The sequence below is a fragment of the Paraburkholderia sp. GW821-FHT02A12 genome (assembly GCF_059422005.1).
In genome coordinates, this window is sequence record NZ_JBWKWA010000001.1 from 3,175,292 (window position 1) to 3,196,305 (window position 21,014).

General features: G+C 60.2%; 19 protein-coding genes and 1 pseudogene. 9 read left to right on the forward strand and 11 right to left on the reverse strand.

Annotated features, from left to right (window positions below; genetic code table 11):
* The first annotated feature begins 167 nt into the window (after window positions 1-167).
* The gene (locus AC07WT_RS14370; protein WP_494947546.1) at window positions 168-626 is read left to right on the forward strand and encodes an MEKHLA domain-containing protein; all 459 of its coding nucleotides are present in this window, start codon (window positions 168-170) and stop codon (window positions 624-626) included.
* A 553-nt stretch (window positions 627-1,179) separates the two neighbouring features.
* On the opposite strand, the gene AC07WT_RS14375 is transcribed toward AC07WT_RS14370, so the two are convergent.
* The 4 genes from AC07WT_RS14375 to AC07WT_RS14390 all read right to left on the reverse strand — a co-directional run bounded on the left by AC07WT_RS14375 (window position 1,180) and on the right by AC07WT_RS14390 (window position 3,528).
* The gene (locus AC07WT_RS14375; RefSeq protein ID WP_494947547.1) at window positions 1,180-1,518 is read right to left on the reverse strand and encodes a hypothetical protein; all 339 of its coding nucleotides are present in this window, start codon (window positions 1,516-1,518) and stop codon (window positions 1,180-1,182) included.
* Between the two features lie 39 nt (window positions 1,519-1,557).
* Window positions 1,558-1,815: a hypothetical protein gene (locus AC07WT_RS14380; protein WP_494947548.1), complete on the reverse strand. Its 258-nt coding sequence runs from the start codon at window positions 1,813-1,815 to the stop codon at window positions 1,558-1,560.
* A gap of 432 nt (window positions 1,816-2,247) precedes the next feature.
* Window positions 2,248-2,883, reverse strand: coding sequence for a 2OG-Fe(II) oxygenase (locus AC07WT_RS14385; RefSeq protein ID WP_492592746.1), 636 nt, complete (start codon window positions 2,881-2,883; stop codon window positions 2,248-2,250).
* A gap of 84 nt (window positions 2,884-2,967) precedes the next feature.
* The gene (locus tag AC07WT_RS14390; RefSeq protein WP_494947549.1) at window positions 2,968-3,528 is read right to left on the reverse strand and encodes a tetratricopeptide repeat protein; all 561 of its coding nucleotides are present in this window, start codon (window positions 3,526-3,528) and stop codon (window positions 2,968-2,970) included.
* Between AC07WT_RS14390 and AC07WT_RS14395 the strand changes: the two genes are divergently transcribed.
* Entirely contained in the window at window positions 3,527-3,850 is a 324-nt protein-coding gene (locus AC07WT_RS14395) for a hypothetical protein (protein ID WP_492592744.1), read from the forward strand. The genes AC07WT_RS14390 and AC07WT_RS14395 overlap by 2 nt on opposite strands.
* Window positions 3,851-4,258: 408 nt before the next feature.
* Here AC07WT_RS14395 and AC07WT_RS14400 read toward each other — a convergent pair whose 3' ends face one another.
* On the reverse strand, window positions 4,259-5,143 hold the full coding sequence (locus AC07WT_RS14400) for a LysR family transcriptional regulator (RefSeq protein ID WP_494947550.1): 885 nt from the start codon (window positions 5,141-5,143) through the stop codon (window positions 4,259-4,261).
* Between the two features lie 150 nt (window positions 5,144-5,293).
* On the opposite strand from AC07WT_RS14400, the gene AC07WT_RS14405 reads away from it, so the two are divergent.
* The 3 genes from AC07WT_RS14405 (at window position 5,294) to AC07WT_RS14415 (ending at window position 8,358) form a co-directional block, all read left to right on the forward strand.
* A complete protein-coding gene (locus tag AC07WT_RS14405; RefSeq protein ID WP_492592743.1) occupies window positions 5,294-6,325 on the forward strand; it encodes an NAD(P)H-quinone oxidoreductase in 1,032 nt (343 codons plus the stop codon).
* Window positions 6,326-6,814: 489 nt separating this feature from the next.
* Window positions 6,815-7,459, forward strand: coding sequence for a hypothetical protein (locus AC07WT_RS14410; RefSeq protein ID WP_494947551.1), 645 nt, complete (start codon window positions 6,815-6,817; stop codon window positions 7,457-7,459).
* 350 nt (window positions 7,460-7,809) lie between these two features.
* The gene (locus AC07WT_RS14415; protein WP_492596438.1) at window positions 7,810-8,358 is read left to right on the forward strand and encodes a DUF1003 domain-containing protein; all 549 of its coding nucleotides are present in this window, start codon (window positions 7,810-7,812) and stop codon (window positions 8,356-8,358) included.
* Window positions 8,359-8,848: 490 nt separating this feature from the next.
* On the opposite strand, the gene AC07WT_RS14420 is transcribed toward AC07WT_RS14415, so the two are convergent.
* Both AC07WT_RS14420 and AC07WT_RS14425 read right to left on the reverse strand, forming a co-directional pair.
* Entirely contained in the window at window positions 8,849-11,680 is a 2,832-nt protein-coding gene (locus AC07WT_RS14420; protein WP_492596439.1) for an ATP-binding protein, read from the reverse strand.
* Window positions 11,677-12,810, reverse strand: a complete 1,134-nt coding sequence (locus AC07WT_RS14425) for a substrate-binding domain-containing protein (RefSeq protein WP_492596440.1) — start codon at window positions 12,808-12,810, stop codon at window positions 11,677-11,679. The genes AC07WT_RS14420 and AC07WT_RS14425 overlap by 4 nt, the downstream gene beginning before the upstream one ends.
* 377 nt (window positions 12,811-13,187) lie before the next feature.
* On the opposite strand from AC07WT_RS14425, the gene AC07WT_RS14430 reads away from it, so the two are divergent.
* From AC07WT_RS14430 to ltrA, 4 genes and pseudogenes are all read left to right on the forward strand, one after another.
* Window positions 13,188-13,403, forward strand: a complete 216-nt coding sequence (locus AC07WT_RS14430; protein WP_492596441.1) for a hypothetical protein — start codon at window positions 13,188-13,190, stop codon at window positions 13,401-13,403.
* 846 nt (window positions 13,404-14,249) lie between these two features.
* On the forward strand, window positions 14,250-14,720 hold the full coding sequence (locus AC07WT_RS14435; protein ID WP_492596442.1) for an IS110 family transposase: 471 nt from the start codon (window positions 14,250-14,252) through the stop codon (window positions 14,718-14,720).
* Window positions 14,668-14,934, forward strand: a pseudogene (locus AC07WT_RS14440) (IS6 family transposase); the annotation flags it as partial. The gene AC07WT_RS14435 and the pseudogene AC07WT_RS14440, both read left to right, overlap by 53 nt.
* A 692-nt stretch (window positions 14,935-15,626) precedes the next feature.
* Complete coding sequence (ltrA, locus tag AC07WT_RS14445) at window positions 15,627-17,264, forward strand: group II intron reverse transcriptase/maturase (RefSeq protein WP_494946153.1); 1,638 nt, start codon at window positions 15,627-15,629, stop codon at window positions 17,262-17,264.
* A 243-nt stretch (window positions 17,265-17,507) separates the two neighbouring features.
* On the opposite strand, the gene phbB is transcribed toward ltrA, so the two are convergent.
* The 4 genes from phbB to AC07WT_RS14465 form a co-directional block, all read right to left on the reverse strand.
* On the reverse strand, window positions 17,508-18,251 hold the full coding sequence (gene phbB, locus AC07WT_RS14450; RefSeq protein WP_492596316.1) for an acetoacetyl-CoA reductase: 744 nt from the start codon (window positions 18,249-18,251) through the stop codon (window positions 17,508-17,510).
* Between the two features lie 157 nt (window positions 18,252-18,408).
* Window positions 18,409-18,981: a TIGR01841 family phasin gene (phaP, locus tag AC07WT_RS14455; RefSeq protein ID WP_492596315.1), complete on the reverse strand. Its 573-nt coding sequence runs from the start codon at window positions 18,979-18,981 to the stop codon at window positions 18,409-18,411.
* 299 nt (window positions 18,982-19,280) lie between these two features.
* Entirely contained in the window at window positions 19,281-19,478 is a 198-nt protein-coding gene (locus AC07WT_RS14460; RefSeq protein ID WP_492596314.1) for a hypothetical protein, read from the reverse strand.
* Between the two features lie 595 nt (window positions 19,479-20,073).
* Window positions 20,074-20,706, reverse strand: coding sequence for a hypothetical protein (locus AC07WT_RS14465; RefSeq protein ID WP_492596313.1), 633 nt, complete (start codon window positions 20,704-20,706; stop codon window positions 20,074-20,076).
* Between the last annotated feature and the right edge of the window lie 308 nt (window positions 20,707-21,014).

Genomic DNA, 21,014 nt, shown 5'->3' on the forward strand with positions numbered 1-21,014 from the left:
TAAAATTCTGACAGGCTCCGGATAGCGGAGTGTCCGCTTCGCCCATTAAGCTACTGATTGATCAATCCCCCTTGACACCGCTCGACGCAAGACTTCGCCTGAAGATGCTGTATCGTGAACGCCTCCGTCTTTGCACAGAGCCCACGATCTCCATAGAGATGGCTTAGATGACCCCACTCCACCGCAATCCAGCTTTCTACCAGCTTCTTACCGATAGTTATGCCCGGCTGCTTGGTCTCCCCCTAGTGCCGCAGGCCATGCCCGTGGTCGAAGCTACCGAATGGCTCTATGAGAGTGCACCGTTCGCAGTACTTGCGCACAACACCGATCCCGATCCGCTCTTTATTTATGGCAATAAGGCCGCGCAACGCCGCTTTGAATATAGCTGGGATGAAATCACCCGACTGCCGTCCCGGCTCTCAGCTGAAGCCCCGAATCGCGAGGAGCGACGGCAGTTCCCCGCACGCGTACAGCGGCTCGGCTATGAGGCGGGCTACAAGGGCGTGCGTGTCACCAAGTCAGGCCAGCGCTTCATAATCGAAGAAGCAACACTGTGGCAACTTCTCGACGCGGAAGGCAAATTGCACGGCCAAGCAGTTGTCATCCCGCGCACGCGCGACATTTGATCACGCATACGGGGCTGAACCACGGTGAGCGCTTATGCTCTGCAGCGCATAAGCCCTTAGCTTGGTCCACCCCGGGGCACGCATGAGCCGTGACATGAAACGCCCGGCGAGGTATCAGGGAAGACGACCGGGCCCGCCGTTCACGTCATGGAGCCGTGGATGGGCGACGCACACCGGCCCTGCCCGGCGCCGGCCGAACGCCCCGGCGCGGAATCACGCGACGCCGCGCACCTTGCTGGCTTCCGCGCGGGGCGTTGGCGGCCTGAAGCGCATCGCCCCGTTGATCTGGCGATCAGATGGGTCAAATCCGATCCGGGGCGATTTCAGCCGCGTGTCATACAACATTCAGACTGGCACTATCTCGACGGTGGATGCGATGTCCGTTTGACGGCTCGATTGGAAGCTACCCTATTCTGACCTCAGGCGAGCCTGCCGGAGTCGCCTGGATCAGGCTCATGCGCGCGTTCCCGAAAATTCCCTGCGTTAAATAGTCTCACCATCGCCAAGAACTCCAAGACATATCGGTCCGCCCCTCCCGGTCGCGGAACTGCCTTCAGTCCGTCGATGCCACCTGGGCCGAGACCTTGCCGGGCAACTGTGGCGGGATGCGCGCGATGCCCCACGCGGTGAGCAGCGCGTCAAAGGACGGCGTGCCAACCTCCCTGACCGCAGGCAGCCGGTGACCGGTCAGCCGGTACTGAACGCGCTCGTTCGCACGCGCGCCGGGACGCCTGATCCGCTCGAACACGCCGTGCCGCACACCGTACTGGATCGCGTCTGACGCGTCGCGCGAATTCATGACGCCCGCAGCGACAATGCGTGCGACGGTGACCGGCTGGGACTGTTCACGCAGATACGCGATCAGCTGTTCTGCATGGCGGTGGTTTTTCATCTGTCGTTGGTTCCTGCCTGCTTGTGTTGCTCAGGGCGGTTAGTCAAGCTCGAACAGCTGCCGGTCCGCCGGACGCCCCAGCGCATCGTCCATCATCTGGCGAAAGTCCGCCTCGTCCCATTCGCCGCGATCGACACGGCGCAGCACCGCTTCGCCGACGAGCATCACCTTGCGGTCCCGGTCTGCCTTGCTCTGCTTGTGGGCTTGCCGCCGCACCTTGTCCGCCGCATTGCGACTTTCCTTCAGTTCCTTGAGTCGCTGATCGGTCGCAGTCAGACGGTTTTTCAGTATGGTCATCAGGTTCTCCGGTCATGAGGCCGCTGGCACACCGGATCCGGTCTGCGATGGCCAACCCTCCCTGTTCGCTACGTGCGTCCGGGGAAATGATAACAAGGTCATCCGTCATGGTGCGCCGATTCATCCGGCATAAAACGAGGCGGCAGCGACGCGTTCCAGATCGAAAGGCCGCTGACGCCTAGTCACGCGCTTCTTGCCCGCACTTTCCGCTTCCGCAAAGCCGATCTGTCTCTTCATCGTCGTGGAGCGGTCCCGTGAACTTCCTTCAACAACGTCCTCGGCCGTGCATTCGATGACCGCCGAGCCTCATAAATCAGTGTTTCCCTAGTGCGGCTATCGTACGTACCCTGACCGGGTGCGCCGGGCTACCCAGCGGGTAATCGCCAGCGTGAGCAGCACGAAAATCACGGTGCCCCGGAACGGCCTGGGAGATCACGAGCGGCGTCTAAACCATCCCGTGAGCGACATGCGGTCGCGCGTCGCGGGCAGTACTTCGTGCAGCATGTCGGCGGATAGAAACACTGCGAGCCGGCTGCCGACTGGCGAGATGTCCTGCGTGCTCAAGCCCTCAGGATGTAGCCGCAATGCACCGCCGTGCTCGGGCAGCCAGTCCGCATTCAGATAGACGATGACGGACACCGTGCGGCTATCGTCATCGAGAAATTGATCGCGGTGTCGCTGATACGAAGCGCCCGGGGCGTAGCATGCGAAGTGGCTTTCGTATTCTTCGAGTCCCAGAAAGAGCCCGCGATTCAACGCAATACGCAGCATTTCCATGATCGCGAGATACCGGTCTCGGGCTTCGGACTGGCCCGCCTCCAGCCACTGAATCCGGTCGCCGCGCACATCGGGCTGAAGAGAACGTGCCGCGCCCTGGCCGACAAGCGCCAATGTGAGCGTCCCGGCCGTCGCAAGCGCTGCACATTCCAACGCCAGCGCGAGCGTCAAATCCGGCGGAAAAAAATTGTCCTGTTCCGACCAGCCATGGTCATGAATGGCATTCACGATACGTCGATGCTGTTCATCTCCGGGTGCATCGAAACGCGCCGGCGAGTGTGATCGGGTCACTGCTTGTTCCTTCGAACGAAGGTGCTGGGTGGAAATTCGAACGGCCGTCAGAGGCGGGTATCGGCAAGGGGGCTTGATCTGAGCCTAAGATAGTAGCACCGACTTCTTTCGGGTCCTGTGGCCAGCTCGGAGCGCGCCTTGCTTGTCCCCTCGAAGTTCCTTGAGTCTTGCAAGGTTGTAGTGTGCGTCCGCGTAATCCGGCTCAATCGCGAGGCACTTGCCGTAGCCATTCAGCGCATCGTCGGCGCGGTCTAGCTCCTCCAGGGCAACGGCGCGGTTGAAGTGAAGCTGGCAGTCGTCCGGGAAGTATTCCAAAGCCCTGTCAAACACAGCCAGCGCTTCTTCGCAGCGCCCCTCTTCACACAGGAGAACGGCCAGGTTATCGGTGACGTTGCTCCGGTTCAAAACTGCGGGAGTTCCTTGGGCGGAACCGACTGGATAGGGGTATCGCCCAATGCGTATCAGCGCACAGAAAATCATTGGCAAATGGGTATTGTTGATCCACGGCATGGGGGAAGTTTTTGCCGTGGCCTGAACCGGGCGCGCTACCGCTCGTATAGATTGCAGCGCGCAATCGGACAGACGACCAATAATCACACGCCCGCTTTGACCGGCACGACAAAAATGAAACGGGGACCAAATCATGAAACATGAAACCCTCAAGGGCATCGCGCAGTTGCAGTCACGGCAGCGTGAGCGGCTGGCTGAAGACGCCACGCGCACCCTGCATGACAGGAACCTGACGCTCTCACAGCGCGAGCTGCTGGGTCGCATGCGCCTCGCGCTGATCGACATCGACGGAGGGACGGTGTTCGGACAGGATCAGGAGAACTACGTGTCGCGTTACGTGTACAACGCGGTTCAACAGGTGCTTAACGATATCCGGCTCGTGCTGCTCGAATACGGCTGTCCGCCGGAAGCTACAGTGACCGACTGGCTGCGCGAGCGGCTTGAGGCTACCAAATGAAAACCGACAGGTACAGCTTGGCGATTCTGTCGGTGCCAACCTGCGCGCGAAAATGCGCGTCGAGGTGCATTACCGAAGCGAACCGGTACGGCGCGAGCATCGGGCGCTGCGCAAGGTGTGTGACCGCGCACTGCTCCCGAAAAAGCTCACCTTATGGCCCGTAGAAACCGCTGGCGGGTCCGGGACACCCGGTCGGTATCACCCGAGCCCCGCGAGCGGTTTGCAGGCGTCTACCGGATGGCGGGAAGCGGCATTCGCGGCTCGGACCTTCCCGCCCATTACCAGCGACGACAACATCGTCGGATGGCTCCCCGCGCGGCATGCCCACTTCTGAGTTTTTTATCGGATTTGCGCCGCCATCCGCCGGTCACGACAGGCAACAAGCGGCCACTTCTAGGCCGTGCGTGCCTATTTTGTGTGGTTGGTATGATCTTCGAACGCGGAGACAATGCCCTCAATCATTGCCGCGATGCGCGCGGTATGCCGAAGGTCTTGATGCGTGACGAGCCAGATTTCGTAGACCGCCCCCCGTGCGGGTTCCGGCCATATCTGCACGAGGCCGTCGTGTTCAGCCAGATGTATCGGAAGCTCACCGATGCCGATGCCGGCCTTTACCGCGGTACGCAGCATGAGGCTGGAATTGAAGGTCGATACGATGCGCCCCGCGTGTGTCGGTTCGCCAGCCAGAGCCGGTGATCGATTACCGGTCCAGTTTCCCTGATAGACGACAAGATCGTGGCCCGCGAATGCGGAGCCAGCGGCGGGCTTGCCGTGCTGCTCGAGATAGGCATTCGATGCAAAGAGCGCCATGGGCCAGCGAGCAAGGCGCCGCGCGATCAGATCGGGATTGTCCGGCCTGACTGACCGAACCGCGATATCCGCTTCACGCTTTGCCAGATTTAGCATGCGCGTCGACGTGTCCAGCAGGACGCGCACTTCGGGATGCGCAGCATGCAGGCGTTCGATGGCGGGAAGCAGGAATTCGAGCGCGATCGAGTCGGTGCTGGTGACTCTTACGTCCCCCGCCAGCCGTGTATCCGTACCTTGAGTTTGTCTGACGAGTTCGTGCGCGGAGTGTTCCATTTTCTCCGCTGATCTCAGCGCGGTTTCGCCTGCGGCGGTCAACGCGTAACCCTCAGAGGTGCGCAGGAAGAGCGTTGCGCGCAGGGCGTGCTCTAGTGCCGCAATCCGTCTGCCGACCGTCGCCTGATCGAGATTGAGCGTCCTGGCCGCTCCACGGAGCGTTTTTTCGCGCTCCACCGCGAGAAACACTCGCGCGTCGTCCCAGTTCATCGTGCCGCCCTCCTGATGCAAATTTGCATCGGACCACGTGAATAATGCCGCGCAGATTCATCAATGTCGACTCCTATACTGAGCGCAAGAGTTCCTCGTTCAGTGATCCGACCGGATCAATCGAGCCTCATCAATCGAAGGAGTGTATCCATGTCTGCTTCAACTTATCGTGTGCCGTCGTCCATGGTGGCCATTGAGATCAAACAGCCCGGCGGTCCTGAGGTCCTGGTGCCGACTACGCGCCCTGTGCCGATGCCGGCCGCCGATCAGGTTCTGATCCGCATCCACGCGGCTGCCGTGAACGGTCCAGACGTTTTCCAGCGTAAAGGGCTATATGATCCGCCCCCCGGCGCTTCGGACATTCCAGGGCTGGAAGTGGCAGGTCAAGTGGTTGCCGTCGGCTCCGACGTGTCGCAATTCCGGATCGGCGAACTGGTGTGTGCATTGATTCCCGGCGGTGGTTATGCAGAATATGCCGTCGCGTACGCCTGCAACACGATGCATATCCCCAAAGGCCTGACGTTGGTGGAAGCGGGGGCCATGCCCGAAACGTTTATGACGGTATGGCTGAACCTGTTCCAGCGCGGCAAGCTGGTTGCCGGCGAATCAGTGTTGATCCATGGTGGCGCGTCAGGTATCGGTACCACGGCGACCATGCTGGCGAAGGCATTCGGTGCTGCGAAAATCATCACGACAGTTGGCTCGCAGACGCATCGGGAGGCCAGCCTGGCGCTAGGCGCAGATCTCGCGATAGATTACCGCGAGGAAGATTTCGTCGTCGAAGCGAAGCGGTTTACCGATGGAAGAGGCGTCGACGTGATCCTCGACATCATTGCCGGCGACTATGTAGCCAGAAACTATGACGCCGCAGCCGTGGACGGACGGATCCTCCAGGTGGGCGTGATCAAGGGGCCGGCGAAGGATCTCAACATCTTGCCGATGTTGACGAAACGTTTAACGCATATGGGCTCAACATTGCGATCGCGCACATCCGCGGACAAGGCGACGATCATCAATGAACTTGAGCGGCAGGTGTGGCCGCACATCGAGAGCGGCAAGATCAAGCCGGTTGTCTACAAGACCTTTGCGCTTGCCGACGCTCGCGGCGCTCACGAACTGATCGATTCCGGCACACACTTTGGAAAGATTGTCCTTACGACAGGTGCCGATCTCATTGACTGAAACCTGGCTTGCCGCCAACGCGGCAGGCCTCTTGCCGGTTTCGTAATGGACGTGAAGAAAGAGCGTTACTTTTTCAAGGTCATGGACTGGCTCACGATCTGCTCGACGATCGGCCGAAATCGGTTCGGAAGCGGACGGAGGTAGATCGCGCCTGAATGACTCAGACGGGCCGTGTGCGGGAGTTCAGTTCCCGGGTTCTGCCGTCTCCTTCCATTCGATAATCGCTGTCGGTCGTAGAAAGCGAGTTTGCGAGAAGTCGATAATCGCTCGTCCGCACATCCTCCAGCCCTTGGCGTGGATCGATCCATCCGATATCCGGCGGCAGGGGCGGCGGCACAAGCCGTGCCATTGCCGCCGCGCAAGCCGGGAACAAGCGAATAGCGCAGAATAGGATCGTGAGCACCTTCAAACGCGCGTGAGAGGAAGTGGCGCCCGACTTCGGTCACTAGGGCTAGGCGTTAGCGAGACAACTTTGCTGCAGAGAGACCAATGAAGAAAGGAAAGACAAAACTTACCCGCCATGATGCAGAGCGCCTTTTCGAGGGTCTGCCCGACGGGAAGGTGAGAGTATCGAGCCGGCCCGAGAACCCATTCGAAGCAGGGGTATTCGACGTGGTCGAGCGCGTCGACGACGAAACCAAACTCTGGAAAGACAACCTCATTACTCTTCCGATGGCGATCGAGTTGCCGGCCGGCTACGAGTCGGTCTCTCGCATGCGCGAGGCGATGGCGCGGGCATGGCGCGTGAAGTGGGTGAGGGAGGGTAAAAACGAGGTTGTCGCGGAGTTTCCTGAAGGATGGACCGCCGTTCGCCCTGAAAGCGGCCCCATAGAGTTGCGAGATCCGTCCGGCGTGGTCCGCGCCTTATACGGGTGGGCCAAGGATGCTGAACTCAGGATTCTGCCACGGTATCTTGTTGAGTCACAGGCGAACAGTTCAAGCGGACTAGGCAGCTTGCTTGTCCGTGATCGCGGGAACGGTCAAATTCTTGAGAGGTCGTCGACCTGGTCTGCTCAAACTGGTACCAACCATCCAGATTGGACCAGGCTGTCAGCGTGGCTCAGCTTACGCTATCCACAACATCACGACCCGCTGAGGTACTGGGAAGATTGCGAGGAAAACATCCAAAACTGAGCTGCTTCTGGGGCGCTGTTCTCGGGCAAACCGCTACACCCAGCTTGACAGAGGCGAAAGGAGGGCTGACCGCTTGATTGGGCTTCCGAGTTCGGCCAATTTCTGCCATTCGCATAATCACTGAGAGCGGCGATCAATCAAGGTCTGCGTGGGACAGGGTTCGGCCATCAGCGCTCATTCACGGAACCCCGAAGGGCACTACACTCTGTTCGATCCCACGCCGCATTGCCTGCCGTGAGGAATCGCCTGACGTAGGCTTCCATTGTCCATTGTGTAGTATCTCCCTCGATATGGCGCCGCGGACGTCGCTGCAGGCTGGTCTCGAACACGATTACGTATTTGGGGAATGTATGAAGACACCGAAGTCGGGTTCCGCTGCCGCTCCGTTCGACGTTCCGACCGTTGATCACTTTCGCTTCCATCGGCCTCATGCGCACCTTGCCACGGCGTTCGGCAATAACAGCTTCGCGCTCAAGGCCGAAGCGTTCGCGCGTTTTTTTGGCACGCCCCTTTTTTTAGGGGCACAGACGGTAATCGTCGCCATCTGGATTGGGGTGAACGCCCTCGGTTTCACGAAGTTCGACGTTTACCCATTTATTCTCCTTAATCTGGCATTCAGTCTCCAGGCAGCCTATGCCGCGCCGCTTATCTTGCTTGCCCAGACGCGACAGGCAGCGCGAGACAACGCACACGCCGACGCTGACGCGCAACACAGGGAGGCTCTTGCAGTCGCTAACGAGCAGCGGCAGGCAATTGCCGCGCAAAACGCGGCACAACTGCTGGAGTTGCTGCAGAGGAACACGGAACTGACCGAACTTACCCAAAAATTAATTGAGCGTGTCGAAACGCTGACCACCGAGTTGCATGAGAAGCTCGTGCAAAAAGACTCAAAATCATAAATACGGCTCCCTGACCATCCGGGTCGTAGTTAATGTTGGCATTGGTGAGATACCCCTCCACTAGAGGGGTATCTAGAGGCGAGTGAGCGTTCGATCGCGGTGGCGAGAGGCGCTCCGCGTCCTCCTGAGACGTTCGACATCCGTCCCAGTGCGGCCACGAGGCGTCATTCGCCCGTCCTGCGGCTCGGACGCTCAGACGTCGGTGCCACTCAACAAACGGCCATTCGGCTGGTGAAGACAAACGGTGCTTCGGCTGGTTCAACCGGTTTCGACGGCTCGCGCGCGACTATGAACGGCTCCCTGAATGTCTGGTCGGTTTGCGGCCTTTCCCGAAAGCGATAGAGGTCATCGAGGCGCGCAATGTGGCTCTCGCTGAAAGACCCTGAGGGCCCACCCGCACTGGATGTGATCCACATGTTCGCCCGGAGCGCGCTGACCACCTTCGGGACAACCTGCGTCATTCCTCAGGACGTGGGTTCTGCGGTCCCAATCATGGGACTTGCCTCCTTTCCAGATATTGCTCGACGAAACTGAGGATTGCCTTGGACTGGTAACCCCTCGCTAGCCGGCAAAGGTGGTCGGCGAAAAGACGATAGCGCTCGTCAAGCTCGGTAAGGTGCGTGGCCTGTTGCACGATGGCACGCACGTCGCCCAGTCGCGCCAGGTAGTGCAGCGCTTCGATTTCCCCCGGCGGCGGCACAATCAAGGTCTCCATGGAGGGATCGGCGGCGCGTACAGCCGTTCGGCCCGCTCCGGCGGCTTGCGTCTCCGGAACTTCGTCGCTCCACTCGATATTCAGGAGGGCCGCGATCTGCGACAACAGCCCACTGAAGTCAACCGGTTTTGACAGAAAGGCGTCTGCACCAGCCGCCAGGCTTTTCGCCGCATCACTCCCCGAGGCGCCGGCGGAAACCGCAATGATGGGCAGATCCCCGAACTCCGGCATTTCGCGCAGGCGCCGCGTGGCTTCGAGCCCGTCCATCCCGGGCATGACGACATCCATCAGAATAAGCGCCGGCCGTAGCGCCTTGGCTTTCTCCAATGCTTCCAGTCCGTTGACGGCCTCCACCACGTCGAATCCGAGCTGGCCGAGCATATCGACCGCCACAGCACGGTTTGCCGCTACGTCATCCACGACGAGAATGGTCTTGCGCGGCCCCTTATAGCCGCTTACCGCCCATTCGAGCGGGACGACAGCTGCCTGAGGCGCCACCACCGGGACGTTTAGCTCGAACGAGAAGGCGCTGCCAGCACCGCGGCGGCTGTCGACGTGGATCTCGCCACCCATCAAGCGCACAAGCTGCCGGCTGATGGCCAAGCCCAGCCCCGTGCCTCCAACCCGGTGCTGAGCATCGCTCACCTGCTCGAAAGGCCGGAAGATTGCCTCCAGACGCGCTTCGTCTATGCCAATGCCGGTGTCCTGCACTTCGAAACGCAGCCGCACGGGCGGCAGGCAACCGACGCGCAGGCGCACGCTGCCCTTTTCGGTAAATTTGATTGCGTTGGAGAGCAGGTTGAGCAGCACCTGGCGCAGCCGTTTTTCGTCGACCCGCACGCCCGCGGGCAGATCGGGTGACATCTCGCACGCGAAGGCCAAGCCCTTTTCCGTTGCCTTCACCCGAATCGTCTCGGCGATGAAGTAGATGAACCGCTCAAGCGGAATGTCGGATAGGTTGAGCTCTGCCCTTCCGGCCTCGATTTTGGCCATATCCAGGATGTCGTTGATGATCGCAAGCAGATGTTCGCCGCTGCGCTGGATCACCGTGATCCCGTCGACCTGGCTTTGATTGAGGCTCTTATCGCGCTTCAGGATCTGCGCGTACCCTAGAATCCCGTTCAACGGCGTGCGCAGCTCGTGGCTCATGTGCGCAAGAAAGTCGCTCTTGGCCTGGTTGGCCGCATCGGCGTGTTCCTTGGCGACGGCCAGTTCAGCCGTTCGCTCGCGGATCATATCTTCGAGGTGCTCGCGATAGCGCCGCAGTTCCTCTTCGGCACGCTTCTGCTCTGTGATGTCGCGTGAGATGCCGAGCAGGAACTGCGGCTCGCCGCGCACGTCGACGATCGGGATCTTCATTGTGTGCACCAGGCGCGGCCCGTGACGTGTGTGAACCGGCTCCTCCGGGACGTCGACCAGCTGCTGCGACTCCAGCACGTCACGATCCTTCAGCGCGAAGAAATCTGCCTCCTGCGCCGGAAACAGGTCGTGGACGGATTTGCCGATGAGTTCCTCGCGCCGGTAGCCGAGCAGTTGCTCTCCCGCCTTGTTAAAACGCACGAAGCGCAGCGTCGCCGCATCCTTGACGAAGATCATGTCGGGGATGTTCTCGATGATGCTGTCCAGGAAGTGCTCGCTCGCTCGCGCAGCCTCTTCGGCGTGCTGTCGTTCGACGATCTCCGCCGTCTGGCCCGCAAGCGCCGTGCTGAGTTCGGCCGTGCGCTGTGTAACGCGCGCCTCGAGTTCGGCGTTGAGCTCCTTCAGCGCATCCTCGGCCTGCCTGCGCTGGCGCCGGTCTTCGAGGAACTGCTCGACTGCGCGCGCCATATCGGCAATCTCATCGCCGCCGTGAACGGGGACGCCGGCTTGCACGCTGTCGACATCACCGTGCCGCAGGAAGTGGCTGACTCGGCGCAGCCGTGCCACGACGTGGCGACCGAGGAATGCGCGGGCGATCAGCCAGGCAAGCAGCAGGCTCACCGCAACTTCGCCGACGACCCACCTGCGCGTGCGGCCCAGGTCTTCGGCCAGATCCTGAACCGCTTTGCGGTAGTCGCGCGTGAAATAATCCGACTGCTGGCGCGCTGCAGCGGCCAGAGCGTCGGCCTGGCGGCGCAGATCGTCGTCCAGGCTGGCCAATGACACGCCGGGCCGCGGCGCGGACGCCGGCCCGGCTCCGGCGCCCAGCGCGGTCTCGCGCACCTGCGCCTCGATGTTGACCGTGTTGCGGAAGCGCTGGCTCGATCGATGCAGCGCCAGCGCGTCGACACCGAGGTTGTCGCTCGTGGTAGCGGAGGCCAGGCGGTCCACCAGGCGGTCGAAGGATGCCAGCTGTTCGATGACATGCCGATGCGTCCCGCGCACAGACTCCACCGTATCGTCACTGGATAACTGCAATGCCAGGCGTTCGATCATCAGAGTGCGCTGCGCCAGGTCTTGTGCATCCTCCTGCCGAGCCAGCCGCTCTTCGGCCAACTGGCGGATAGCGCGGGCCGAATCGGCCAACGAGTAGACGGTCGTGGCACCGACCGCGACCACCAGGGTGGCCAGGCACGAAACCACGAGCGTGAACTGCGCGGTGAGCGATCGTGGGAGCGGAAGTTTCACGGGCGTTGCCAGATGCGGCGATAGACGTCGCGATAGCCGTTGGCCGGGTCGTAGAGAAGACGATCGCCGCCGTCCGCAGCGATGTTGTCCGCCGTCACGAGATGCACCGGAAACACGTAACCCGTGACGCCTCCCCCGGCGAAGAGCCGGTTCATCTCGTCGACCAACTGCCAGCCATGCAGATTCAGGGGTTCGGCCACGGTGCCCGTCTGGAAGCTGCCCGTCCGGATACGCAGGAAGGCGGACTCGCTGCCGTCGCCAGCCGACAACATGGCCATGGCGGCGTTCGGCATTCCGGCCTGGGTCAGCACCGGGGCGGCGTAGTCGAAGTAGATGTCGTTGACGGCCAGCGCATACGTCCAGCGCTTGCCATACCGCGCGAGCAAGGCGCGTGTCGTGCCCGGCATCAGGTCCTGGCAGTGCGAGATCGCCACGTCGCGCACTTCGAGCAAGGTGCAGCCGCTGCACGCACGCACAACGGCAGCCATTTCATCTGCCTTGCCTTGCGCAATTCGGAAATTGGAGTCGGTGAAGATGACGACTTCCGCATGCCCGCCGGACTGCACGATGGCCGCCAGTGCGGTCACGCGCGCGACCTCGAGCGGATCCGTCGCCACGTTCATCGCCACGGGCGTGCCCGGCACCGGTCCGGCCTGGGCCGCGACATGCCAGCCGACGATCGGAATGCTCCGCTCGGCAAACGGCCGCAGCCCGGGCAGCAGGGCGAGTGCGTCGCCACCGACGATAATCAGACCGTCTGGACGACTTGCCAGCGCATTCGCAAGCATCTTCAGCCGCAGATCCGGGGTGCCGCCGGAGTCGAATATCTTTGCGCTCCAGCCGATGACCCTGGCCGCCTCCAGCACACCGTCGACTACGCCGACGATGCCGCCGTTGCGCAAATCCTCGGCGACGATGGCGACGCGTTTCCGAGGTTGGGCGCGCGGCCCGTTGCCCGGCCCGTTCCAGGGTGCGGCGGGTTGCGCCGCGACATCGACGACGCGCTTCGCTCCGGCCAGGTAGTCCTTCGCGGCGACCGTGGTCCCGGGCGCGGGGGCAATCGGCATACCCTGCGCCGCAGCAACCGACAGCATACACGCGCATTCCAATGCCACCAGCAAGCCCCTCATGCTGTTCCCCAAGGGCCTCGTCGCAGTTGATTGACCGCCATTGACGACGTACCCAAATGCCGCGCGCAGGGTGACCCTGCGAATAAGATAGTACACCCCGATGGCCGCGTGTCATCGGACATGCGCGCTGCCGCCTCGCGCGAGCAGAGCGATGACCGTTCGCCAGTTCGATTAACGCAACTGGAGCGACCGGCCTGTGACTTGGTGACGCATCACTTGCGCGGCACGGCTCGGGGCAGCCTTGGCTAGCGATCCGCAACCGTCGTTGAAGGTCGAGAACGTGCCGGCAGCGGCGCAGGCACGAATGACCGTTGCGCCCAGTAAACGGCCCTTCGATCAGGGGTCCCCTCAGGATTCGGATTTTTAAGCACAAAAAAATGCGAATCCTGAGGGGACCCCTTATCCATTGCCTTGCGATTTCTCAGCACTTCCGGCAGCCAGCCCGTTTCTGCAATCCGAAGCTCGGCAGCCGCAGCGGCATCGCCCTTCTTCATCCTCGCAGTTCCGCCGCCGATTCCGGGGAAACCGCCTCGGTCACCACGTCGATGATCCTCGCCTTCGATACGATCTTCGCCTCCAAATTAATTGCTTGATGGTCGGCGCATGCGCACTTGGCGAGCCACCGGTTCCGGCATTGGATGCGTACACAACTAGCAGCGGCGCACGTACACCAAGGCGGCCTTGGCGACCACGGTGACGTTCCCAGAAACTAGCCGGGGCGCGGGAACGGGTCGATCTCTGCCGGGTGCGGTCGGGTCGACCGGGGACCGCCTCGTCGGCTCTGCATCGGGCCGGGTTCGGCCGAGGATTGCGGTAGGGATGCCCATTACTGAGCCCCCCGCACATAGATCCCGGCGTGCCCAATTCGGGCACCGTGCTCCTACCTCGGGTGTTTGACGGCGAAGCGCCGATCAGGCCACGGATGAAGGATTCGGGGGGCGGACGCCAGGCATTGGCGATTCGCCTCATTCGCTCCCACGTCATGGCGTCCTTCTGACTACGCCGCCGGAGCGTGCGCCGCCATAGATCGGTGACGTGATGTCGAAATGCGCCGAGTGCCCGCGAGTTGGTGGGCACCGCGTGCGCAAAGTATCCGCGAACCACCTGCCTGAGCCAATGCCCTTGCACTGGAATCGGTTCGTGCATGCGCTTCCGTAGCGCCTCCTTGATCCGCCTGAGTTTCGCCTGCATGCTATCCCCTCGAGTCTTCCGCTGTAACTGGAAAGCCCTGCGACGAGACCTGCCGCAGATAAAGATGAAACCAAGGTCTCCGGTCGGCCATGACCCCGGCTCTGGCGGTTGACCGCTGCAGAGGATCTCAAGAAACGGATTTTTTCGTAATGTAATGGACTCCACCCACCCCGGACGCTTCGGCATACTCGGTCGAGTCGGGTGACCAGCGGCGTCAAACCCGCCTGAGACGAGGAATCCATCATGAATTGCGTAGCTACCGTGATTGGCCCGGATATTTCGAGGAGCGTGTTCGTCGCCGTGGGACGCGACGATCAGAAGCAGGAGGCGTTCAGGAAGAAACTTTCCCGACGTCAGGTGTACTTGCATTTTTCGCAAGAGCGACGCTGGCTAAGGTCGGCATCGAGGCATGCGCTGGCGCGCATCATTGGGCCCGGGCGCTGTCAGACCAAGGGCATGATGCGCGCCTGATCGCCTGGCAGCACGTCAAGACGTATCTGAGCGGGAACAAGAATGACGCGAACGATGCGGCGGCCATTGCGGAAGCCCGCACGCGCGCGATGACGAAATACGTTCCAGTCAACACCGAAGCACAGCAGGACCTTCAGATAATGCATCGTTTCCGGCAAAGTCTGATCGAGCGCCGCACTGCCGTGATCAACCAGGCGCGAGGTCTTTGTCAAGGCCAGTGCCCGCCTAAACAATCGTGCCGAAAATAGCCGTCAGCCTACGCGTGAACGCGAGCGCCGCATGCGTGGCTTCCGCGATCCCAACCGTACGCAGGCGTTCCTGTCGAGCTTCGGTCCGATCCGCCAGTACTTCGCGCTCAAGCGACATTTGCTGCGCGCCTCACTGTATCAAAAACTGCTCGCAGCGCGCTTTGCCGCGTGGCATCGCTTCACTGATCTCACCCAAAATCCGTTCGCTTTCTGAGCAATGCGCGTTCTCTCCGCTATTGCGGCACTAACACCTCAACGTGACACCCATTAGCCGGCCCCCCTCCGTTCGACTCGAACGGAGGGGGGCCGGCTATATGATTATCGTGCGACACGAAGTCGCTTGTAGAAGTTGTTCCCACGGCAACGGAGGGTACCACCCGTGTCACCGGGTGAATCTAGGAGCCTGAATAAAGAGCGGTTCTGACAACGTAACGAAGCGCCGCAAGGTGCGGGGTATCAATCGCGAGAGGCGTACCCTTCTGGCAGCCACACGCCGGATGAGTGCCAGATAGTCGGTAGGGTGAAAACATTTGAATCTGCGATAAAGATCGTCATGTAGAACAAGCGGAAGTGGCTACCACGCTTGAACCAAAACGGTAACGGAGGCGGGAATAGCGTCTGATAATTGCGCTCTCGTGACCCATACGCCTCCCGGTCAATAGCAGGCACCTAACCCGACGTACTTTACAAGCGGAACGTGGAAACCCCGTATCGCTCCCTTCGGGGACAGCAGGCTGCAAGGTCTGCCCATGGTGGTGCGGGCATAGGAACGAGGACAAAGCGAACGCCGGCCTGTAATGGGACGGATAGGGGTTGCAACATCACCTCACGCGAAAGCGGGCAGACTTCCTCATGGTCTCTCTTCACCAGAGAGTTTCCAGAACCATCTTAACGGAGGGAAAGCAAATGAGCGCTGCAACACAGGCGCGTGCGCCTTCTGGCGTGACGTGGGACGGCATCAATTGGGCCAAGGTCCGACGGTACGTAAGAAGGCTGCAGACGCGTATGGTGAAGGCGTCACAGGCCGGCCGCCACAACAAGGCGAAAGCCTTGCAATGGTTGCTGACCCACTCGTTCAGCGGCAAGGCATTAGCCGTGAAGCGGGTGACTGAAAATCAAGGCAGGAACACCCCCGGTGTGGACAAGGTAACGTGGAAAACACCGGCGGCAAAGACCAACGCGATTGCGTCGTTGAAGAGGCGGGGCTACTCGCCCCTTCCGCTTCGGAGAGTGTTGATTCCGAAGAAAAACGGCAAGACGAGGCCGCTCGGCATACCCGTCATGAAGTGCAGAGCCATGCAAGCATTACATTTGCTGGCGCTGGAACCGATTGCGGAAACCACCGCCGATCTGAACTCCTATGGGTTCAGGCCGGAGCGCTCAACCGCTGATGCAGGAGAGCAATGCTTCACTTCTCTTGCGCAAAAGACGAGTGCGGAATGGGTGCTAGAGGCCGACATTCAAGGCTGTTTCGACCAAATCAGTCACGACTGGATGCTCGCCCATATCCCCACGGATAAGGCGATCCTCAAGAAGTGGCTCAAGGCGGGATTCGTGTACCAGAACGAACTCTTCCCGACTGAGGCAGGTGCCCCGCAAGGGGGAATTATCAGCCCTGTCTTGGCTAACATGACGTTGGACGGTCTCGAAGCCAGGCTGGCGGAGAAGTTTCCGAAGGCAAGGCGGGCAGGCTTAAAAATGAACATGGTGCGTTACGCGGACGACTTCATTATTACGGGCAATTCAAAAGAATGGCTGGAACAGGAGGTCAAGGCCGCAGTGGTTGAATTTCTGGCGGAACGCGGGTTAGTCCTATCGCCAGAGAAGACCAGAATAACGCATATCAGGGAGGGGTTTGACTTTCTCGGATGGAACATTCGCAAGTACAACGGCAAGCTGCTCATGAAGCCGTCCAAAGCGAACGTCAAAGCGCATCTTGACAAGATCCGTGAGGTCGTCAAGGCCAACAAGACGGCTAAACAGGCCCACCTGATAAGGCTGCTCAATCCGGTACTACGTGGATGGGCGAATTACCACAGGCATGTAGTCGCCAAGGAAACCTTCGCTCGGGTTGATGACGATGTCTGGTCGATGCTATGGCGATGGGCGGTAAGAAGGCATCCGAACAAGGGAGCCCGCTGGGTTAAGGAAAAATATTTCAAGACCCGAGGTGCCCGGAACTGGGTATTCATCGCCACAGAAAAACAAGAGGATGGAACGCAACGGGAGCTCACCCTGCTACAAGAATCTGATACGCCAATCCAGCGGCATATCAAGATCAGAGCCAACGCCAATCCGCACGACCCAGACTGGAAGCATTACTTCGAGTCCCGATGGGGCACGAAAATGCAGAACTCGTCAAAAGGCCGTGCGAAGCTGTACCGCGTCTGGCTCAGGCAGGACGGCCTGTGTCCTGACTGTCAGGAACCCATCACGACGGGCATCCCTTGGGGTGTTCGTTGTATCGTGAAAAGAACCGAAGGCGGATCGGACGCAGCGAGTAATCTTCAAGTACACCATCCCGATTGCCGTAGAAATCATTAGTCTGCCGAAAATACCGTTGTGAAACCGGGTGTCGCGAGATGCCTTTGCAGAGGCTTGAGCCGTGTGGATCGAAAGACCCATGCACGGTTCTGAGGGGGCTGGACGCGGGTAACCGCGCCCAGCTACCCGACAGCGCCAAAGGGACGATTTACCCAAAGTGACGGGAAGCGTGACACCGCCCGTCCATCGCCACGAACACCTGACTGTTCGTGGTGCCGACGCATGATCTGGCAGGCCACCCGTTTAATGCATATGCTGGCCACCGTTGATCGCGATATTGGAACCGGTCACGAAGCCTGCCTCGCGCGAGCAGAGGTACAGCACGAGCGCGGCGACTTCGTCGGGCTGTCCGAGCCGGCCAACCGGAATCTGCGGAATGATCTTCGTCTCGCGGATTTCCTCGGGCACCGCCATCACCATCCTGGTCGCGATATAGCCAGGCGAGATCGTGTTGACGGTGACGCCCTTCTTTGCCACTTCGAGCGCCAGCGATTTCGTGAAGCCATGCATGCCGGCCTTCGCCGCGGCGTAGTTGGTCTGACCGAACCCGCCCTTGGAGCCAATGATCGACGACACGTTGATGATGCGGCCCCAGCCACGCTCAACCATGCTGTCGCACACCGGCTTCGTCATGTTGAAAACCGAGTCGAGGTTGGTCCGGATTACCGCGTCCCAATTGACCTTGTCGAGCTTCCTGAAGCTGGCGTCGCGTGTAATGCCGGCGTTATTGATCAGGATGTCGATCGGTCCAACTTCAGCGCTGATTTGCGCCGCGCATCTTTCGCACGAGTCGTAGTCGGCGACGTCGACCGTGTATGCGAGGAATTGTCGTCCCTCGGCTTCCATCCGGGCGAGCCACTCGTTCGCACCGGTGTTGCCCGGCGAACAGGTAACCATGACCGCATAGCCAGCGTCATGAAGCCTGATGCTGATCGCCTCACCGAGTCCGCCCATTCCACCTGTCACCACCGCAATCTGTTTTGTCATCAACATCATCCTCACAAAAATCAGGCCGCATGCTGATTCGGAGCAGCGCTACCTTTATTCAAGAACCGTATGAACGGGAAATCAGATTCCGTCATCGAGAAGGAGTCCGTTCTGGAATACGGCTGCAGCAACGCGGGCATCGCTGCCCGCCTCTGTCTTACCGCTTCACACTCGCGACTGCGGACGCCTGCCCGTTGGCGCGCCGCGCGGCGCTCGATGCAGCGGCCGTGACCGCGTCAAGGTTGCTCCCGGCAACCTGCATGGCCTGTTGACCCGTTTTCTGCAGCGTGTCGTACCAGGTGCTGGTAGCGCTGATCGCGGATTTCCACGCAGCGATCGTCGCTTCGGAACCCGCTGGAGCACTCTTCGCCGCGTCCTCGACAAGCGTCTGCACACGAGCGTTATACAGCTCATACTGTGCCCGAGCGAGTTGTGTCACCTCAGCCTGCGTGGTCGAAGTGATGTCCAGCAACTGACGCCCGTATGCCTGCCATTTCTCCGCGAAAAGTCCTGTAACGCCGGCCTGCAACGCAAGCCACTGCAGCGGGTCGTTCGTGCCAGGCGCTTTTGTCGTGTTCTCCTGCGCCTCGGCCAGCGTGGATTTGATGGCCTGCAGGTTCAGCGCGACCAGCTTTTCGACACCTTCAAATGCCTTGCCGCTCAATCCGAAGAACGCGTCGAGATTGGCTTTCTGCGCGGCCGCGACCTGCTCGGGACTCAATAGGGGCATTGCTAAACTCCTCAAAAATTCGCTCTGGCGCACAATCCGCATTCAGTCGGGCGGCTTGCGGCCGGATCCCGATGGTGGATCAATCACGGTACCCGTACACCGGCCAGACACGAGGCATCACAACGCGTTCAGGCCAGCACTTAAAATATGCACTCCGAATTAAACTGCCTGCTCGATCATTCTGGTTACATCTGTTTCGTCGGCTCGTCCGTCGTGCGCCTCAGTAGCACACGGGTCGGATCTGACAGAAAGCAACGCCGCAGCTCCCTCCAGAGCCAGGCGACAGATACCGCATCTACCTAGCGTATCCGGGCGATTGAGTTGAGTATGGAGTCGCCGTCACTCGTGACACGAGGGTACGACCGTTCGGACGCAAGATTTTCCAGGGCGATGAGCTGACGCTCCAGCAGCGCGTCGAGTTCGGCGCGGCTCAGTTCGACCTGCTCGGGCGCCTGTCTGACGAGCATCAGGGTGGGGAATTCATGGGGACTCAGCATGTTGTCTCCTTCATCTGGCCTGCCTTCGATCGAAGTTTGAATTGCCGCTACCGCATTGCATGCGCAGCAATTATTGCTGGCTCCCCTGTTACAGAGATTCGATAAGCGGAAGCGAGACGCCATGATAACCGTTCAATTTTTATAAATGCAATATTTCGGATGAACGTTTAGCTGCTTTTATTCCATTTGAATAATTATATTGCCATCCCGGCCAGATCCATCCAGGCGTTTGAATGTGCGCGCCGATGTCTCGTGGGCGCCCTCCAGACGGCCCGGCAACAGACCGGTTCTAGCACAATAGCGTTTTATCGCTTATGCCGATTTGAGACATCAATTCAACATGATAAAGCAGAATAGGCGATATGGAATTATCGCGACAGGATGGACGAGTTTTTCGGCTGATAACCTATATACAGCCATTGCGGAATATCGATTACAGCGCGCAAGAATTAATTGTGTGCTCTCGAGGGCGTTGTCACGCTATTGGGATAGTCGCATAAGATCGCGCGATGAAGAATGCAAAACCGCCTTATCATGGCCACCGCTTTCCAGCGGCGGTCATCAACCATCACGGGTGCTAACGCACCACGGCCGGTCAACCAACAACGCGCGGCAACTGGATGCGCACTCCGCTCTTTAAATGTTCTTCGATGAAGACACGAGGAAGCTCGCTAAGCCGCCATCCGACCTCCGGCCGTCGAAGCAGCGTCACGTACACCGTATTTCGGATTCCTCTATTCAGGGGCGGCATCGACTCATCCGACGTGTACCGGGTATGCAAAGGCTCGATCGCGTTGCGCACGGCGTACGCAATAATCGCGGCAGACCAGCGGAATGCCCGCAGTTGATGTAGAGGCCACTGCGGCTCTGCCTGCGCAGCCGGAGGCTCCCAGTACGGCGGAAGGGTGAAGAGCACCCTCCCCATTGCGACCTCTCGCTGTTCATTGTCTTCGCGGAGCAGCTCAGAACAGCCATGACGAACGCCAGACTGCACTTGCCGGACGATAGTTGGATGCTCGCTTGCAGGCACCTCGTCGGTCCAGACGTTCATCACAACGGACTCGAGCGACGGACAGAGTTCGGCCACCGCAATACGCCTGGTATCGGCTGTCGACAGGTATGGCGCTTCTACCCATTCCATTTCGGTTACTGTCCCTTCGAACATCCAAAGCGCCCTCGCCCTAGACTCGGCGGCCGCTTTCTTGCCGGTACGGCCCGTGCAGGACATGACGTTCACCTCCTTCTGACCACGTTCCCCTCTCTGTGCCGGGCGGACGTTTGATCAGACAATAGTAGGCTCTCCGCCAGGATTCCCCAAGGGTGGCCTTGACGCTTCGACGCTCTGTAAGACGAGGGTAACGGGCTAGATAGCTCGCACAAACATTGGCAAGGGTAAGGATTCGCGCGGAAATGCGTATCAGTGGGACGTTCATCCCAGTCAAAGCCAACCTTGATTCATACAAGATCCCGCCAGGCGGGGCCTGGCTCTGCTGGTGATACTTTCAGACTGCTTCAATTGGGACAAGCGGCCGGATC

Excerpts from the sequence above, each read along its gene's own strand:
- AC07WT_RS14465 (WP_492596313.1), bottom strand. The coding sequence starts at position 20,706 with ATGTCCTGCACGGGCCGTACCGGCAAGAAAGCGGCCGCCGAGTCTAGG.
- ltrA (WP_494946153.1), top strand. The coding sequence starts at position 15,627 with ATGAGCGCTGCAACACAGGCGCGTGCGCCTTCTGGCGTGACGTGGGAC.
- phbB (WP_492596316.1), bottom strand. The coding sequence starts at position 18,251 with ATGACAAAACAGATTGCGGTGGTGACAGGTGGAATGGGCGGACTCGGT.
- AC07WT_RS14375 (WP_494947547.1), bottom strand. The coding sequence starts at position 1,518 with ATGAAAAACCACCGCCATGCAGAACAGCTGATCGCGTATCTGCGTGAA.
- AC07WT_RS14405 (WP_492592743.1), top strand. The coding sequence starts at position 5,294 with ATGTCTGCTTCAACTTATCGTGTGCCGTCGTCCATGGTGGCCATTGAG.
- AC07WT_RS14460 (WP_492596314.1), bottom strand. The coding sequence starts at position 19,478 with ATGCTGAGTCCCCATGAATTCCCCACCCTGATGCTCGTCAGACAGGCG.
- AC07WT_RS14395 (WP_492592744.1), top strand. The coding sequence starts at position 3,527 with ATGAAACATGAAACCCTCAAGGGCATCGCGCAGTTGCAGTCACGGCAG.
- AC07WT_RS14380 (WP_494947548.1), bottom strand. The coding sequence starts at position 1,815 with ATGACCATACTGAAAAACCGTCTGACTGCGACCGATCAGCGACTCAAG.
- AC07WT_RS14370 (WP_494947546.1), top strand. The coding sequence starts at position 168 with ATGACCCCACTCCACCGCAATCCAGCTTTCTACCAGCTTCTTACCGAT.
- AC07WT_RS14390 (WP_494947549.1), bottom strand. The coding sequence starts at position 3,528 with ATGATTTGGTCCCCGTTTCATTTTTGTCGTGCCGGTCAAAGCGGGCGT.
- AC07WT_RS14400 (WP_494947550.1), bottom strand. The coding sequence starts at position 5,143 with ATGAACTGGGACGACGCGCGAGTGTTTCTCGCGGTGGAGCGCGAAAAA.
- AC07WT_RS14425 (WP_492596440.1), bottom strand. The coding sequence starts at position 12,810 with ATGAGGGGCTTGCTGGTGGCATTGGAATGCGCGTGTATGCTGTCGGTT.
- AC07WT_RS14415 (WP_492596438.1), top strand. The coding sequence starts at position 7,810 with ATGAAGACACCGAAGTCGGGTTCCGCTGCCGCTCCGTTCGACGTTCCG.
- AC07WT_RS14430 (WP_492596441.1), top strand. The coding sequence starts at position 13,188 with ATGCGAATCCTGAGGGGACCCCTTATCCATTGCCTTGCGATTTCTCAG.
- phaP (WP_492596315.1), bottom strand. The coding sequence starts at position 18,981 with ATGCCCCTATTGAGTCCCGAGCAGGTCGCGGCCGCGCAGAAAGCCAAT.
- AC07WT_RS14410 (WP_494947551.1), top strand. The coding sequence starts at position 6,815 with ATGAAGAAAGGAAAGACAAAACTTACCCGCCATGATGCAGAGCGCCTT.